Origin of the sequence: Bradyrhizobium sp. CCBAU 53421 (assembly GCF_015291625.1) — a bacterium.
Classification (GTDB): domain Bacteria; phylum Pseudomonadota; class Alphaproteobacteria; order Rhizobiales; family Xanthobacteraceae; genus Bradyrhizobium.
This window is the reverse complement of record NZ_CP030047.1, coordinates 4,280,480-4,295,169: the sequence shown is the minus strand read 5'-3', so window position 1 is coordinate 4,295,169 and position 14,690 is coordinate 4,280,480. Positions and strand designations below refer to the sequence as shown.

Annotated in this window: 13 protein-coding genes; 8 read left to right on the top strand and 5 right to left on the bottom strand. The window is 64.7% G+C overall.

Annotated elements, in window-relative coordinates:
• Positions 1-25: 25 nt before the first annotated feature.
• The 3 genes from XH92_RS20395 (at position 26) to XH92_RS20385 (ending at position 3,121) form a co-directional block, all read left to right on the top strand.
• A complete protein-coding gene (locus XH92_RS20395; RefSeq protein ID WP_194460782.1) occupies positions 26-1,009 on the top strand; it encodes a polysaccharide deacetylase family protein in 984 nt (327 codons plus the stop codon).
• Between the two features lie 17 nt (positions 1,010-1,026).
• Positions 1,027-2,247, top strand: a complete 1,221-nt coding sequence (locus XH92_RS20390) for an amidohydrolase family protein (protein WP_194460781.1) — start codon at positions 1,027-1,029, stop codon at positions 2,245-2,247.
• Between the two features lie 142 nt (positions 2,248-2,389).
• Positions 2,390-3,121 (top strand): TetR/AcrR family transcriptional regulator, encoded by a 732-nt coding sequence (locus tag XH92_RS20385; RefSeq protein WP_194460780.1) that lies wholly within the window; start codon positions 2,390-2,392, stop codon positions 3,119-3,121.
• 51 nt (positions 3,122-3,172) lie between these two features.
• Here the strand turns inward: XH92_RS20385 and XH92_RS20380 are convergent, their stop codons facing one another.
• The 5 genes from XH92_RS20380 to XH92_RS20360 all read right to left on the bottom strand — a co-directional run bounded on the left by XH92_RS20380 (position 3,173) and on the right by XH92_RS20360 (position 9,475).
• Positions 3,173-4,765, bottom strand: a complete 1,593-nt coding sequence (locus tag XH92_RS20380; RefSeq protein ID WP_194460779.1) for a gamma-glutamyltransferase family protein — start codon at positions 4,763-4,765, stop codon at positions 3,173-3,175.
• Between the two features lie 150 nt (positions 4,766-4,915).
• Positions 4,916-5,803, bottom strand: a complete 888-nt coding sequence (locus XH92_RS20375) for a 2-hydroxy-3-oxopropionate reductase (protein ID WP_194460778.1) — start codon at positions 5,801-5,803, stop codon at positions 4,916-4,918.
• A 25-nt stretch (positions 5,804-5,828) separates the two neighbouring features.
• Entirely contained in the window at positions 5,829-6,614 is a 786-nt protein-coding gene (gene hyi, locus XH92_RS20370) for a hydroxypyruvate isomerase (RefSeq protein ID WP_194460777.1), read from the bottom strand.
• Between the two features lie 37 nt (positions 6,615-6,651).
• Entirely contained in the window at positions 6,652-8,439 is a 1,788-nt protein-coding gene (gene gcl, locus XH92_RS20365) for a glyoxylate carboligase (RefSeq protein WP_194460776.1), read from the bottom strand.
• A gap of 193 nt (positions 8,440-8,632) precedes the next feature.
• Complete coding sequence (locus tag XH92_RS20360) at positions 8,633-9,475, bottom strand: IclR family transcriptional regulator (RefSeq protein ID WP_194460775.1); 843 nt, start codon at positions 9,473-9,475, stop codon at positions 8,633-8,635.
• 238 nt (positions 9,476-9,713) lie between these two features.
• On the opposite strand from XH92_RS20360, the gene XH92_RS20355 reads away from it, so the two are divergent.
• The 5 genes from XH92_RS20355 (at position 9,714) to XH92_RS20335 (ending at position 14,687) form a co-directional block, all read left to right on the top strand.
• Positions 9,714-10,127 carry a CBS domain-containing protein gene (locus XH92_RS20355; protein WP_194461349.1) on the top strand — a complete coding sequence of 138 codons (414 nt, stop codon included), beginning with the start codon at positions 9,714-9,716 and terminating at the stop codon, positions 10,125-10,127.
• Positions 10,128-10,212: 85 nt separating this feature from the next.
• Positions 10,213-11,229, top strand: a complete 1,017-nt coding sequence (locus tag XH92_RS20350) for a 2-dehydropantoate 2-reductase (RefSeq protein WP_194460774.1) — start codon at positions 10,213-10,215, stop codon at positions 11,227-11,229.
• A 5-nt stretch (positions 11,230-11,234) separates the two neighbouring features.
• Positions 11,235-12,017: a fumarylacetoacetate hydrolase family protein gene (locus tag XH92_RS20345; RefSeq protein WP_194460773.1), complete on the top strand. Its 783-nt coding sequence runs from the start codon at positions 11,235-11,237 to the stop codon at positions 12,015-12,017.
• Positions 12,018-12,082: 65 nt separating this feature from the next.
• Positions 12,083-13,402: an oxalate/formate MFS antiporter gene (gene oxlT, locus XH92_RS20340; RefSeq protein WP_194460772.1), complete on the top strand. Its 1,320-nt coding sequence runs from the start codon at positions 12,083-12,085 to the stop codon at positions 13,400-13,402.
• The gene (locus XH92_RS20335) at positions 13,392-14,687 is read left to right on the top strand and encodes a glycerate kinase (protein ID WP_194460771.1); all 1,296 of its coding nucleotides are present in this window, start codon (positions 13,392-13,394) and stop codon (positions 14,685-14,687) included. Before oxlT ends, XH92_RS20335 begins: the two co-directional genes overlap by 11 nt.
• The last annotated feature ends 3 nt before the right edge of the window (positions 14,688-14,690 follow it).

The following is a 14,690-nucleotide window of genomic DNA, read 5'->3' as shown; positions in this document are numbered from 1 at the left end:
GATCGCGTGCCGAGTGGAGATTGCAATGGAACGGCAGATTGCAGCGGAACCGGAGCGAGCCACCTCACGTGGCGTTCTCGGCGGTGCAACATCCACGCAAGCGCCGGATCCAGCGCGCGCACTGCTCTCTCACGACCGCTACCGCTACAGCGCGATCACGCGCCGTCCCGACTTCGCGTGGCCGGAGGGAAAGCGGCTCGCGGTCTATGTCGCGCTCAACCTCGAGCATTTCGCTTTTGGCGACGGACTTGGTGCCGAGCTCTGCCCGGGCGGCCCGCACCCGGACGTGCTCAATTACGCCTGGCGCGATTACGGCAACCGGGTCGGCGTGTGGCGGCTCATCGACCTGTTCGACGAACTGAAATTGCCGGTCTCCGTGCTCGCGAACAGCAGCATCTATCACTACTGCCCGGAAGTCATGGACGCATTTCGCGCGCGAGGCGACGAGGTCGTCGGCCATGGACGGACCAATTCCGAACGCCAGGGCGTGCTCTCACCTGCCGAGGAGCAGCGACTGATCGAGGAAGCCACCGACATCATCGGGCGCGCCGAGGGGCGGCGACCGCTTGGCTGGCTCGGTCCGTGGATCTCGCAATCCGCCGTGACGCCGGACCTGCTCGCCGAAGCGGGCTACCAATACCTGCTCGACTGGTGCATGGACGATCAGCCGGTGTGGTTCGCGACAAGGGATGGCGGGCGGATCCTGTCCGTCCCCTATCCACAGGAACTGAACGACATCCCCTCGATTGTCGGGCGCAAGGACAGCGGCGAACAGTTTGCGGCCATGATCGCCGACGCATTCGAGGAGATGCTGGCGCAATCCGCAAAACAGTCGCTGGTGATGGGGATCGCGCTGCATCCATACCTGGTCGGCCAGCCGCACCGGCTGCGGCCACTGCGGCGCGCCTTGCAGGCAATCGTCGCAAGGCGCGACGACATCTGGATCACCACCGCCGGCGAGATCGCGGCATTTTCCCGCACCCTGCTCGACGGCATCGTACCGACATAAGAAACCGGAGACCCGAATTGACAGCCATCGACACACTGTTTCAGAACGCGCGGCTGACCGACGGCCAGCTCGTCGAGATCGCCGTGCGCGGCGGCAAGATCGTGGCGATCACGCCGTCCCCGCAAAGCTACGGCGCAGTCGGCGAAACGCGCGATCTGGGCCGGCGCCTGGTACTCCCCGGCATGGTCGAAGGTCACATCCACCTCGACAAATGCTTCATCGGCGACGACTGGAAGCCGCACCGGCCCTGCACCGCCGGCTTCGACGTGCGCGAGCGTGTCAAATTCGAGAAGGAAGCCCTCGCCGGCGCCAAGCCGATCCCGGTTCGGGCCGCCGCCCTGATCGACCTCTGCGTCTCGCAGGGCACCACTCACATGCGCAGCCATGTCGATGTCGACGCCGAGGTCGGCCTGCGGCATTTCGAACCGATCGCCGCCGCGCGGGAGGCTCACCGGGAGAAGCTTTCGATCCAGATCGTCGCGTTTCCCCAAAGCGGCATCCTGACATCGCCCGGAACGGCCAAGTTGCTCGAGGAAGCCGTGCGCGCCGGTGCCGATCTGGTCGGCGGACTTGATCCCGCGGGCCATGATGGCGACGTCGCCGGGCATCTCGATGTCGTCTTCGGGATCGCCGAGCGGCATGGCGTCGGCATCGATATCCACCTGCATGACGGCGGCCTGCAAGGCATCTCGGAAATCGAGGAAATCGCACGAAGGACCAAGGCGTCGAGCCTCGGCGGCAAGGTCACGATCAGTCATGCCTACGCGCTCGGCGAGGTGGCTGTCGACGTCGTTCAACGGACCGCGCAGCAGCTTGCCGAGGCCGGCGTCGCCATTCTCACCAATGCCCCGGGCGCGCGGCTGTTTCCGCCCGTGTTGCTGCTTCGCGATGCCGGCGTCACCGTGTTCTCCGGCAACGACAACATCCGCGATTCCTGGTGGCCCTATGGCGACGGCGACCTGCTCGAACGCGCGATGATGGTCGGCTATCGCTCCGGCTTCAACACGGACGATCAACTGGCCGCGGCCTTTGCCATGGTGACGACCAACGCAGCGCGCGCGCTTGGCCTCAAGGATTACGGCCTCACGGTCGGCGGGACGGCGGATTTCGTCGTGCTGGATGCCCGGCATGTCCAGGAAGCCGTGGTCGCTCGTCCCAAGCCGCGCGACGTCTACAAGGCTGGCCGACTGGTCGCGCAGGGTAGCGTGATGGTGGCGGCCGGCGCCCGGAAGCAGTGAACATGGAGGAATCGCACTTGACGAATAGTCGTAATGCCGATCTCAATCCCAGCTGCTTGCGCCGGGAACCGGTCCGCTGCCCGATGTGGCCTGATGCGGACGTGCCTTGCGTGAATACCCGAGCCCAGGCAAGGTTGACGCCGTGACAGAGACAACAGCACAGACCAGCCCCACCCGCACGACCACGCGCGGAAAGCGGCCTCGCGACTCCGCGCTCACCAAGGAAGCGATCCTGCGTGCGGCGACCTTCGAGTTCTGCCACAACGGCCTGGGCGGCGCACGCGTCGAGGCGATTGCGCAGCGCGCCAAGGCCAACATGCGCCTGCTCTATGCCTATTTCGGCGACAAGAACGGGCTCTACATTGCCGTCCTCGAGGACGTCTACACCGAAATTCGCGCGGCCGAACAGCAGCTGAAACTCGATGATCTCGAACCGATCGCCGCAATGAGCGGGTTGATCGACTTCACGTTCACTTTCTTTGGGCAGCACCAGAACTACATCGCCCTGATCAACACCGAGAACCTGCAGCGCGGGCGCAATATGCGCAAGTCGCGCAAGATTGCCGATCTCACTTTGCCTCTGGTTGCCAGCATCGAAAGCATTCTGCGGCGCGGCGTGGCTGCCGGCCTGTTTCGCGGTGATGTCGATCCGATCCAGCTCTATGTCTCAATCACTGCGATGAGCTATTTCCACGTTTCCAACCGGTACACATTGTCGGCGATGTTCGACAAGGACCTCGGTGCGTCGGACTGGCTTGAGCGGCGCCGCGAGCATGCGCAGGACATGATCCTGACCTGGCTGACCGCCACCGTCGGGGAACGCAAGGACAAGTCTGTGAAGGCAACGGCGCGGCTCGGCAAGCAGTCCCGCTAGCGGGCGATCCGCACGACGCAGGTTCGTGCGGATCATGTGCCGGGAATATCCTCAGCGGGTCGCAACGACGCCGTCGCTGCGCGGATCGCTGGCCCCTTCCATCAGGCCGTCGGGGTGCCAGACGATCGCACCGGCGTGTCCCATGAACTCCTCGAACGGGCCGGTCACCTGGATGTCGTGGCCGAGCGCGCGGAGCCGTTCGATGACCGCGGGATCGAAGCGGGATTCGATCTTCAGGTTGTTGTTCTCCTCGCCCCAGGTGCGGCCGAGCAGCCAGCGCGGCGCCGTGATCGCGGACTGCAGCTCCTGGCCGTGCAAGGCGTAACGGCTGAAGATGGCGGCCTGGGTCTGCGGCTGGCCCTCTCCGCCCATCGTGCCGAACGATATCAGCCGCCCATCGCCGAGCTCGGCCATCGCCGGCTGGATGGTGTGGAACGGCAGCCGTCCCGGATCCAGCCGATTGGTATCGGTCTCGCCGAGGCTGAAGCTGGTGCCGCGGTTCTGCCAGGTGACGCCGCTCTCCGGGAGGATGACGCCCGAGCCGAATTCCCAGTAGACGCTTTGAATGAAGCTGACGCTGAGTCCATTGCGATCGGTCGCGGCGAGCCACACCGTATCGCCCTGCTTGGACGGATCGGGCCACGGCGCAGCGCGTCGGTCGGATACCGTTTCGTGAAGCGCGGCCAGCGACTCCTCGGACAGGAATTCAGCGGCCGCGCGCTTCATGTAGTCGGGATCGGTCACATATCCGTTGCGAACGCGGAACGCAGCCTTCGTGCATTCGACAAGCCTGTGCAGATGATCGACGCCATCGGCTTCACCAGCCATGCGCCGGGCATAAAGTGCCAGGATCAGGAGCGAGGCCAGCCCCTGCGTCGGCGGCGGCATGTTGAAGACCTTGTGTCCGGACACCGCGACCGAGAGCGGCGTCACCAGCGAAGCCTGATGCCGCTCCAGATCAGCGAGCCGCAGTGGGCTCCCGACCCGCTCGAGATCGGCCGCCATCGAGCGCGCCAGTTCGCCGCGATAGAAATCGGACAGCCCGGCCTTGGCCAGACGCCGCAGCGTCGCGGCGACGCGTGGCTGCCGCAGCCGCGCACCGATCGGGAGCGGAGCGCCTTGCGGCAGATAGACCTCGGCATAGCCGGGCACGTTTTCGAGCTCATGCCGCTTGTTGCGGATGTTCTCATGCAGCGTGCTGGTGACCGGCACGCCCTCCTCGGCATGCCGGATTGCCGGCTCGAGCAACCGCGCCATCGGCAGCCGACCATCATGACGATCGCGGCTGAGTTCAAAGGCTTTCTGCCAGCCGTCGACGGTGCCGGCGACGGTAAGCGCGGCGAGCGGGCCGCGGCCGGGAATGCTGCTGCAGCCACGCTCGCGATACCAGTTGCGATCCGCCGCCATCGCGGCGCGCCCGCAAGCCTGAATCCCGACCGGCGTCGAACCGGCGCGGCCGACGAGCCAGAAGCTGTCGCCGCCGAGACCGTTCATGTGCGGATAGGCCACGGCAATCGTCGCGGCCGCGGCGATCATCGCCTCGATGGCATTGCCACCTTCCGACAAGACTGCGAGTCCCGCCTGCGCCGCCAGGTGGTGCGGCGCGGTCACCATGCCGCCATAGCTTCGTTTTGTCTGCAACATCGGCCTCTCTCCCAAGCACGCTATGTAATAATATTTTTACTTACCGTGTCAAGGAGCCAGAGACCGCTCTTTGGCATATGGGTGCCGGGCCGTCGATACCGTCATCAGGCGGGCCAGCGACGTTCGGCACCCTGACCATTTGCATGAAGCTCAGGCAGCCGCCACCTCGTGACCCGCCATGACTTCCAGCGCCCGCAGGATAGCGGAATGGTCCCAGGCCTTGCCGCCGAGGGCGGTGCAGGCGTTGAACAGCTGCTGGGCTGCCGCTGTGCCCGGCAGCGACAAGCCGAGCGCCCGCGCGCCTTCCAGCGCGAGGTTGAGATCCTTCTGATGCAGCTCGATGCGAAAGCCCGGATCGAAATTGCGCTTCAGCATGCGCTCGCCGTGGACCTCAAGGATTCGGGACGACGCAAAGCCACCCATCAACGCCTGGCGCACCAGCGCGGGATCGGCGCCCGCCTTGGATGCGAACAGCAGGGCCTCGCTCACGGCCTCGATGGTCAGCGCCACGATGATCTGGTTCGCGACCTTGGTGGTCTGGCCGTCGCCATTGCCGCCGACATGCGTGACATTCTTCCCCATCGTCTCGAACAGCGGCTTCATCGCGTTGAACGCCCGCTCCCGCCCGCCGACCATGATGGTCAGGCTTGCCGCCTTTGCACCGACCTCGCCGCCGGAAACCGGCGCGTCGAGATAGTCAGCGCCGAGCGCACCGATCTTCCGTGCAAACTCCTTCGTCGCCAGCGGCGAGATCGAGCTCATATCGACGACGATCATGCCCTTGGAGACCCCCTCCGCGACGCCGCCTTGACCGAACAGCACGGCTTCCACATGCGGCGTATCCGGAACCATGATGATCACGGCGTCCGCTTCCTGCGTCACCTGCCTTGCGGACTCGCAAGCGACGCCGCCGGCCGCAATCAGGTCCGGCGGAATCGGCGCGACGTCGTGCAGGAACAGGCGATAGCCGGCAGCCAGGAGGTGGCTCGCCATCGGACGTCCCATGGTGCCGAGCCCGATGAATCCTATGTCTTTCATGTTGTCGTCGCTCCTGTCAGCCTGATTAAGTCTCGAAAGTCTGTGCGGCGTGCCAGGCGAGGCTCTCGAGCGTGGTCGTCCGCGGCTTGTATTCGCATCCGATCCAGCCGCGATATCCGATGCTGTCGAGATGCTTGAACAAATAGGGATAGTTGATCTCGCCGGTCCCGGGCTCGTTACGGCCGGGATTGTCGGCGAGCTGGACATGCGCGATCCGGCCGAGGTGCTTCTGCAGGGTTCGCGCCAGATCACCTTCCATGATCTGCATGTGATAGATGTCGTACTGGATGAACAGGTTGGGTGAGCCCACGTCGGAAATGAGCTGTACTGCCTGCTCCGTTCCGTTCAGGAAGAAACCGGGAATATCGAGCGTGTTGATCGGCTCGATCAGGAGCTTGATGCCATGCTGGCCGAGCGCAGCGGCGGCGAAGCGCAGATTGGACACCAGGGTCTCACGCAGGTCTGCCGTATCAGCACCGGCGGGAGCGATGCCGACCAGGCAGTTCAGCTGCCGGCAATCCAGCGCCTTGGCGTAGTCGATCGCGCGTACCACGCCGTCGCGAAATTCGTCGACCCGATTGCGCAGGATCGCAATGCCCCGCTCGCCGGCGGCCCAATTGCCGGCGGGAAGGTTATGCAGCACCTGGGTCAGCCCACAGCGCGTCAGCTCCTCCCGCAACTCGCTCTTTTCGAAATCATAGGGAAACAGATACTCGACTGCATTGAAGCCGGCGGCCTTGGCGGCGGCGAACCGATCGAGGAACGGCACCTCGTTGAAGAGCATGGTGAGGTTGGCGGCAAATTGAGGCACGGTGGTATCTCCGCTTCGGCAGCGCTGGATGATGTCGTCAGGCCGGCAACAGCGTGCCGGATCGTTGCGCGCTCGGCACGTCATCGAGCGGAAGGTCGAGCACCTCTTCGAACTCGACGATGTTGTCGATCTCCGTTCCCATCGCGATATTGGTGACGCGCTCGAGAATGAACTCCACCACCACGGGGACGCGGTGCTTGGCCATCAGCTCGCGCGCGGTCGCGAACGCGGCCTGCGCCTCGTTCGGATCCGTCACACGGATCGCCTTGCAGCCGAGCCCTTCCGCGACCGTCACATGGTCGACGCCGTAGACGCCGATCTCGGGGGCATTGATGTTCTCGAACGAGAGCTGGACGTGATAGTCCATGTCGAAGCCGCGCTGCGCCTGCCGGATCAGCCCGAGGTAGGAATTGTTCACGACGACGTGGATGTAGGGCAGATTGAACTGCGCCCCGACCGCAAGCTCCTCGATCAGGAACTGGAAGTCGTAGTCCCCCGACAGCGCGACGACGTCGCGATCGGGATCGGCGGCGCGCACCCCAAGCGCGGCCGGCAATGTCCAGCCGAGCGGACCGGCCTGCCCGGCGTTGATCCAGTTGCGTGGATTGTAGACGTTGAGGAACTGGGCGCCCGCGATCTGCGACAGCCCGATCACGGTCACGTAGCAGGTGTCGCGGCCGAACGCCTTGTTCATCTCCTCGTAGACGCGCTGCGGCTTGATCGGGATGTTGTCGAAGTGGCTCTTGCGCAGCATCGAGCGCTTGCGGTCGCGGCAGGCGGCGGGCCAAGCCTGCCGGTCGCGCAGCTTGCCGGACTTCCGCCACTCGCGGGCGACGGTCACGAACAGCTCCAGCGCGGCCTTGGCGTCCGACACGATGCCGAGGTCCGGATTGAAGACGCGCCCGATCTGGGTCGGCTCGATGTCGACATGGACGAATTTGCGGCCCTTGGTGTAGGTCTCGATCGAACCGGTATGCCGGTTGGCCCAGCGGTTTCCGATACCGAGCACGAAATCGGATTCGAGCATCGTGGCGTTGGCATAGCGATGGCTGGTCTGCAGACCGACCATGCCGGCCATCAGCGGGTGATCGTCCGGAATGGCGCCCCACGCCATCAGCGTCGGGACGACGGGAACGTTGACCGCTTCAGCGAACGCGACCAGGAGCTCGGACGCATCGGCGTTGATCACGCCGCCGCCGGCGACGATCAGCGGTCGCTCCGCGGCGTTGAGCATCTCGAGCGCCTTCTCGATCTGCTTGCGCGTCGCCGCAGGCTTGTAGACCGGCAGCGGCGAATAGGTCTCGTCGTCGAACTCGATCTCGGCCAATTGCACGTCGAGAGGCAGATCGATCAGCACCGGTCCCGGCCGCCCCGACCGCATGACATGGAAGGCCTGGCTGAACACCCGCGGCACCAGCGCCGGCTCGCGCACGGTGACGGCCCATTTCGTCACCGGCTTTGCGATCGCCTCGATGTCGACGGCCTGGAAGTCTTCCTTGTAGAGCCGCGCCCGCGGCGCCTGACCGGTGATGCATAGGATCGGAATCGAATCCGCGATCGCCGAATAGAGCCCGGTGATCATGTCGGTTCCGGCGGGCCCCGAGGTGCCGATGCAGACGCCGATATTGCCCGCCTTCGCCCTGGTGTAGCCTTCCGCCATATGCGAGGCACCTTCGACGTGCCGCGCCAGAATGTGCCGGATCGAGCCGTTGCGCTTCAGTGCGGAGTAAAGCGGGTTGATCGCAGCGCCGGGAACGCCAAAAGCGCAAGTGATCCCCTCGCGTTCCAGAATGCGCACTGCTGCATCGATTGCTCGCATCTTCATCTGATGATCCCGCCTCGCTGTGAGTTGGCCTGAGCATGATCATCAGGCCCGCGATCATCGATCTCAACGCAATCGATTGGATTTTCCGCCCAGTGGCAGCGCTTGCGATTTCCTGCATGTCTCCAAACGATTAGCGCCCACACAAGCGTGGAAAGCGGCGCGGACGAGAACCGCAGCAGGCTCCGCGCGCCTGCTACGGCTGTGTGCGGCTGCTCCCGCGCAGCTCTGCCGAAAGCTCGGCGGCGATCTGGTGCACGATTGCGCCGATCTCCGGCAAGCGCTCGTCCGTCAGCCGATCCGCCATGCCCGATACCGAAACCGCCGCGAACGGCTCGCTGCAATCGTTGAACACGACCGCGGCGACGCAGCGCAGGCCGAGCCGCGCCTCTTCATCGTCCACCGCATAGCCCTGCCTTCGCACGGTCTCCAATTCCCTGAACAACTCGCCCGGCCGAATGATCGACTTCTCCGTCAGGCGCGGCATGCCGCGGCGGCGGATGATCGCGTTGATGTCGGCGTCGGAATACGCGGCCAGCACCGCCTTCCCCACGCCCGAAGCGATCAACGCCACGCGTCCGCCGACCTTGGTCAGCGAACGCATGATCTCACGGCTTTCGATGCGTGAGACGACGATGATGGAGTCGTCATCGACGACTGCAAGATTGGCGGTCTCCCTGGTTTGGTCGCGCAGCTTGCGCAGATAGGGCAATGCCCGCGCGGAAAAATTGCGCCGGCGCATGAAGGTCGAGCCGACCACAAAGCTTTGCGCGCCGATATGCCATTTGGACTCCTCGCGGTCGAACTGCACGAACCTGCGATTCTCCAGCGTCGTCAGCAGCCGATGCGCCGTCGACGGCGGCAGGCCGATGCGGATCGCAAGATCGGTCAGCCGATAGCCTTCGTCATCCTCGGCAAGCGCTTCCAGGATTTGCAGCGCGCGATCGACCGATTGAACGCCGCCGTCTCGCGCGTCGTGATCCGGCTGCGCGCGAAAATCGGGATCGGACGGCTTGCGCCGGATCGGCTCTCTTTTCATCACGACCTGCCCCTAACCGGTTGCGGTTCAGAACGAAATTGCTCGCCGATAACGAGCGTCACAATTGGCATATGGCATACCAAAGGACCCGAGAGTCAAGGTAACAGAATTCGAGCATAGGTCAGTCTTTTTGCCATTCTTCTTGCAGAACGCATCGATTCTTTCGTTTGACATCTGGGATAATGTATACCACGATTGCTTCTTAACGACCCAATTCTGCAACCGGGAGGACCATGCCATGTATGTCGGGGACATCCTTCGCACCAACAGTGCGCACGTGGTGACGATCGGCTCGAGCGAAACCGTGAGCATTGCGGCGAACCTGATGTACGCGAGCAATGTGGGCGCACTCGTGGTCAGGAACGTCTCGCGCAGCATCGACGCCGCCGTCGTTGGAATGTTCAGCGAGCGCGATGTCGTCGCTGTCATCGCCGAGCGCGGCACCGGCGGTCTTGCTGCGAAAGTCGGGCAGTTCATTTCGCCGCGGCCGCTGGTGGCCTGCAATTCGCAGGACACGCTCACCGATGTCGAGCGCCTGATGGTCCGTCACGACATCCGCCATATGCCCGTCATCGACAACGGCCGGCTCGTCGGCGTCGTGAGCATGCGGGACATCAGCTTTGCCCTGGAGGAAGCCGCCTGCGCGGCCTGACCGATTTTCCCGAGGCCATTGCCACGCAACCCGGTTCGAGCCGCTGCGGCTCATGCTGTGTCCCTACTCTGCTCGCGAGGATTTCATGAAGATCTGCATCTACGGTGCCGGTGCCATCGGCGGCTATCTCGGTGTCGAATTTATGCGCGCTGGCGCCGACGTCAGCCTGGTCGCGCGGGGAGCGCACCTCGCCGCGATGCGGCAAAACGGCCTGAAGCTCCTGATCGGCGAAGAGGAGCGCGTGGTGCATCCTCGCTGCACCGACAACCCCGCCGAACTCGGCGAGCAGGATTTCGTCGTCATCTGCCTCAAGGCACATTCGATCACCGGCGTCATCGAACCGATGCGGCCCCTGTTGGGTGAGCGGACCCGCATCGTCACCGCCGTCAACGGCATCCCCTATTGGTATTTCTACAAGCACGGCGGACGTCACGAAGGATCGGCGCTCGAGAGCATCGATCCCGGTGGACGGCAGTGGAACGAGCTCGACCCCGCGCGCGCCATCGGCTGCGTGGTGTATCCCGCCACCGAGATCGAGGCGCCCGGCGTGATCCGCCACGTCTACGGCAACAGCTTTCCACTCGGCGAACCCTCCGGTGAGATCACGCCTGACGTCGAGCGCCTTTCAGCGCTGTTCGTCGCGGCGGGAATGAAGGCGCCGGTGCTCGATCGCATCCGCGACGAGATCTGGCTCAAGCTGTGGGGCAATGTCTGCTTCAACCCGATCAGCGCCCTCACCCACGCGACGCTCGACGTGATCTGCACCAATCCCGGCACGCGCGCATTGTCGAGGGCGATCATGCTGGAGGCCCAGGCGATCGCGGAAAGCCTCGGCGTCAAGTTCCGGGTCGACGTCGAACGCCGCATCGAGGGCGCGCGCAAGGTCGGCGCGCACAAGACCTCGATGCTGCAGGACCTCGAGCGCGGGCGTCCGGTCGAGATCGATCCGCTGATCACCGTGGTACAGGAAATGGGCCGGATGACCGGGATCGCGACACCCGCCCTCGACGCAGTGCTGGCGCTGGTCGCGCAGCGCACCAGACTGGCGGGCCTCTATGACGGGGCGGCCGGCGCCGAAGCCAAATCGCTGGCGGTGGCATGATCCCGATGGCCAACATTACGCGCTGGGTGCGCTTCCGCCACCGTGCCGAGATCGGCTTCGGACACCTCACCCCCTCCGGCATCTCCGTGCACGCAGGCGAGATGTTCGGCGACACACGACCGACCGGACAGACGCTGGCGCTGGACGATGTCGAGCTGCTCGCGCCGACCGAGCCGAGCAAGATCGTCGCGCTCTGGAATAATTTTCACGCGCTCGCCGCGAAGCTGAAATCGCCTGAGCCGGCCGAACCGCTGTATTTGTTGAAAGCGCAGACCAGCGTGACCGCGCCTGGCGCCGTTATCACGCGCCCGTTGGGTTACGATGGCAAGACGACCTACGAAGGCGAGCTCGGCATTGTCATCGGCAAGAGCTGCACCGCCGTCACGCCCGAACAGGCCGACGCCTACATCTTCGGCTATACCTGCACCAACGACGTCACCGCCGCCGACATCCTCAATCGCGATCCGACTTTCCCGCAATGGGCGCGGGCCAAGGGCTTTGACGGATATGGCCCGTTCGGTCCGGTGATTGCCTCCGGCCTCGACCCCGCGCGCCTCGTGGTGCGCACCATCCTCAACGGCGTCGAGCGCCAGAACTATCCGATCGCGGACATGATCTTCAGTGCGCAGGCGCTGGTCAGCAAGATCTCGCACGACATGACGCTGCTGCCGGGCGACCTGATCTGCTGCGGGACATCGATCGGCGTCGGGGTGATGAAGGAGACCGTCAATACGGTCACCGTCGCGATCGACGGGATCGGCGAGTTGACCAACGAATTTCGTCAGTAGGCGGCGGCAGGACGACAGCCCGACGCAGCCGGACCAAACGATCAACACCTCTTTTGGGAGCGCACATGATCTCCAGCACGAAACCGGTATCGTCGCCCGGCGGCTTCCGCTGGCTCCAGCTCGCCATCGGCATCGTCTGCATGGCGATGATCGCCAACCTGCAATACGGCTGGACGCTGTTCGTCGATCCGATCGACGCGAAATATCACTGGGGCCGTCCGGCCATCCAGCTCGCCTTCACGATCTTCGTGATGACTGAGACCTGGCTGGTGCCGGTGGAGGCCTGGTTCGTGGACAAATACGGCCCGCGCATCGTCGTCATGTTCGGCGGGCTGATGATCGGGTTGGCCTGGGTGCTGAACTCTTATGCCTCTTCGCTCGTCATGCTCTATGCGGCGGCTGTGGTCGCGGGCATCGGCGCCGGCGCCGTCTACGGCACCTGCGTCGGCAACGCGCTGAAATGGTTTCCTGATCGGCGTGGCCTCGCCGCGGGCGCGACCGCCGCGGGCTTTGGCGCCGGCGCAGCGCTCACCGTCGTGCCGATCGCCAACATGATTGCCACCAGCGGCTACCAGAGCACCTTCCTGACGTTCGGAATCGGGCAAGGCCTCATCGTTCTCCTGCTGGCCTGGTTCGTCCGCCCGCCGCACGGCGTCGAGGCCCCCAGGAAGAAGCAGCTCAATCTGCCGCAGAGCGCGATCGACTACACGCCGCCCCAGGTCCTGCGCACGCCGATCTTCTGGGTCATGTACCTGGTGTTCGTCATGGTGGCTTCCGGCGGGTTGATGACCGCGGCGCAGATCGGGCCGATCGCTCACGACTTCAAGATCGCGGATACGCCGGTCACCCTGGCGGGCTTCCAGATGGCGGCGCTGACCTTTGCCATCTCGCTCGATCGTGTGTTCGACGGTTTCGGCCGTCCGTTCTTTGGCTGGGTCTCCGACACCATCGGCCGCGAGCACACGATGTTCATCGCATTCGCGACAGCCGCGCTGATGTTGCTGACGCTGTCCACCTACGGCCACATTCCGGTCGTCTTCGTGCTGGCGACAGCGATCTATTTCGGCGTCTTCGGCGAAATCTACAGCCTGTTTCCCGCGACGTCGGGCGACACCTTCGGCGCCAAATACGCCACCACCAACAACGGCATGCTCTATACGGCGAAGGGCACCGCGGCGCTGCTCGTGCCGCTCGCGAGCATCATCTCCTCGCAGCTCGGCTGGCAGGCCGTGTTCATCGTCGCGGTTGCGCTCAATGCCACCGCGGCCCTCACCGCCTTGCTGGTGATCAAGCCGATGCGGCGCGCCTTCATTCTGGGCAGTGAAACGACGGCGAAGGCCGCGATCGCGCCTGCACCTGGCCGGAGCGCGGCGATTGAACACTGATTGGACGGACCTGCGGGCTCGGACGGCGCTGCGGAGGATCTTCGACGCTGCCATCGCCAGCTGCGATCCAGGGATAACCATCGCAAGCGCCTTACCGGCAAAGCCTAAGGGCAGATGCATCGTCGTCGGCGCCGGCAAGGCTTCGGCCGCAATGGCAGCAGGCCTCGACGCAGCCTGGCCTGACGTCGACCTTTCAGGCGTCGTGGTGACGCGCCACGGCCATACCGTTCCCGCGGGCCGCATCGAAGTGCTCGAGGCATCTCATCCCGTGCCGGACGACACGAGCCAGGCCGCCGCCGTTCGCATGCTCGGTGCCGTTCAGGGACTTTCCGCCGACGATCTCGTCGTCGCGCTGATGTCCGGCGGAGGCTCGGCCCTGATGACCCTCCCTGCCTCCCCGATGACCCTCGCCGACAAGCAGGCGGTCAACCGGGCCCTGCTTGCAAGCGGCGCGACGATTGCCGAGATGAATGTCGTTCGCAAACATCTCTCCGCGATCAAGGGCGGACGGCTGGCGCTCGCCGCCCGTCCCGCCCACGTCACGACCCTCGTGATCTCGGATATTCCCGGCGACGATCCCGCGGCGATCGGCTCCGGTCCCTCGCTGCCGGACAGCAGCACAGGAGCCGACGCTCGGGAGATCGTGAGCCGGTTTGCAATCGACCTGCCGGAGGCGGCGCGGCTTGTCCTCGACCGAGCCGACGAGACCCCAAAGCCCGGCGAGATCGATGCCGATGTCCGTATCCTTGCCGCGCCGTTCCACGCGCTTGATGCTGCGGCAAAGGTAGCGCGAGATGAGGGGCTCACCCCGATCATCCTTGGAGACGCGATCGAAGGCGAGGCTCGCGAACTCGGAACCGTGATAGCGGGCATTGCCCGGTCGGTCGCAGGGCATGCCCAGCCCGGCCCTGCCCCCGCGGTTCTGCTGTCGGGGGGCGAGACAACGGTTACGATCGGACGCGGGCCGGCGGGCCGCGGCGGCCGGAACACCGAATTCTTGCTGGGGCTTGTCATAGCGCTATCAGGTACGTCCGATATCTGGGCGATTGCCGGAGACAGCGATGGAATTGATGGAACGGAAGATGCGGCTGGAGCTTTGATCGGTCCTGATACGCTGCGGCGCGCCGCCGCGCGTGGTCTCGACGCGCGGGCCTATTTGGCGGCCCATGACAGCTACACCTTCTTCGACCGTCTTGGAGACCTCGTGCGCACCGGGCCAACGCTTACCAATGTCAACGATATCCGTGCCGTGCTAATTGCGTCCGGCAAGCCAGCAATGAGGTGACCC

Coding starts and splice junctions, on each gene's coding strand:
- XH92_RS20395 (WP_194460782.1), top strand. CDS start 26: ATGGAACGGCAGATTGCAGCGGAACCGGAGCGAGCCACCTCACGTGGC.
- XH92_RS20380 (WP_194460779.1), bottom strand. CDS start 4,765: ATGTTGCAGACAAAACGAAGCTATGGCGGCATGGTGACCGCGCCGCAC.
- XH92_RS20375 (WP_194460778.1), bottom strand. CDS start 5,803: ATGAAAGACATAGGATTCATCGGGCTCGGCACCATGGGACGTCCGATG.
- gcl (WP_194460776.1), bottom strand. CDS start 8,439: ATGAAGATGCGAGCAATCGATGCAGCAGTGCGCATTCTGGAACGCGAG.
- XH92_RS20360 (WP_194460775.1), bottom strand. CDS start 9,475: ATGAAAAGAGAGCCGATCCGGCGCAAGCCGTCCGATCCCGATTTTCGC.
- XH92_RS20355 (WP_194461349.1), top strand. CDS start 9,714: ATGTATGTCGGGGACATCCTTCGCACCAACAGTGCGCACGTGGTGACG.
- XH92_RS20350 (WP_194460774.1), top strand. CDS start 10,213: ATGAAGATCTGCATCTACGGTGCCGGTGCCATCGGCGGCTATCTCGGT.
- XH92_RS20345 (WP_194460773.1), top strand. CDS start 11,235: ATGGCCAACATTACGCGCTGGGTGCGCTTCCGCCACCGTGCCGAGATC.
- oxlT (WP_194460772.1), top strand. CDS start 12,083: ATGATCTCCAGCACGAAACCGGTATCGTCGCCCGGCGGCTTCCGCTGG.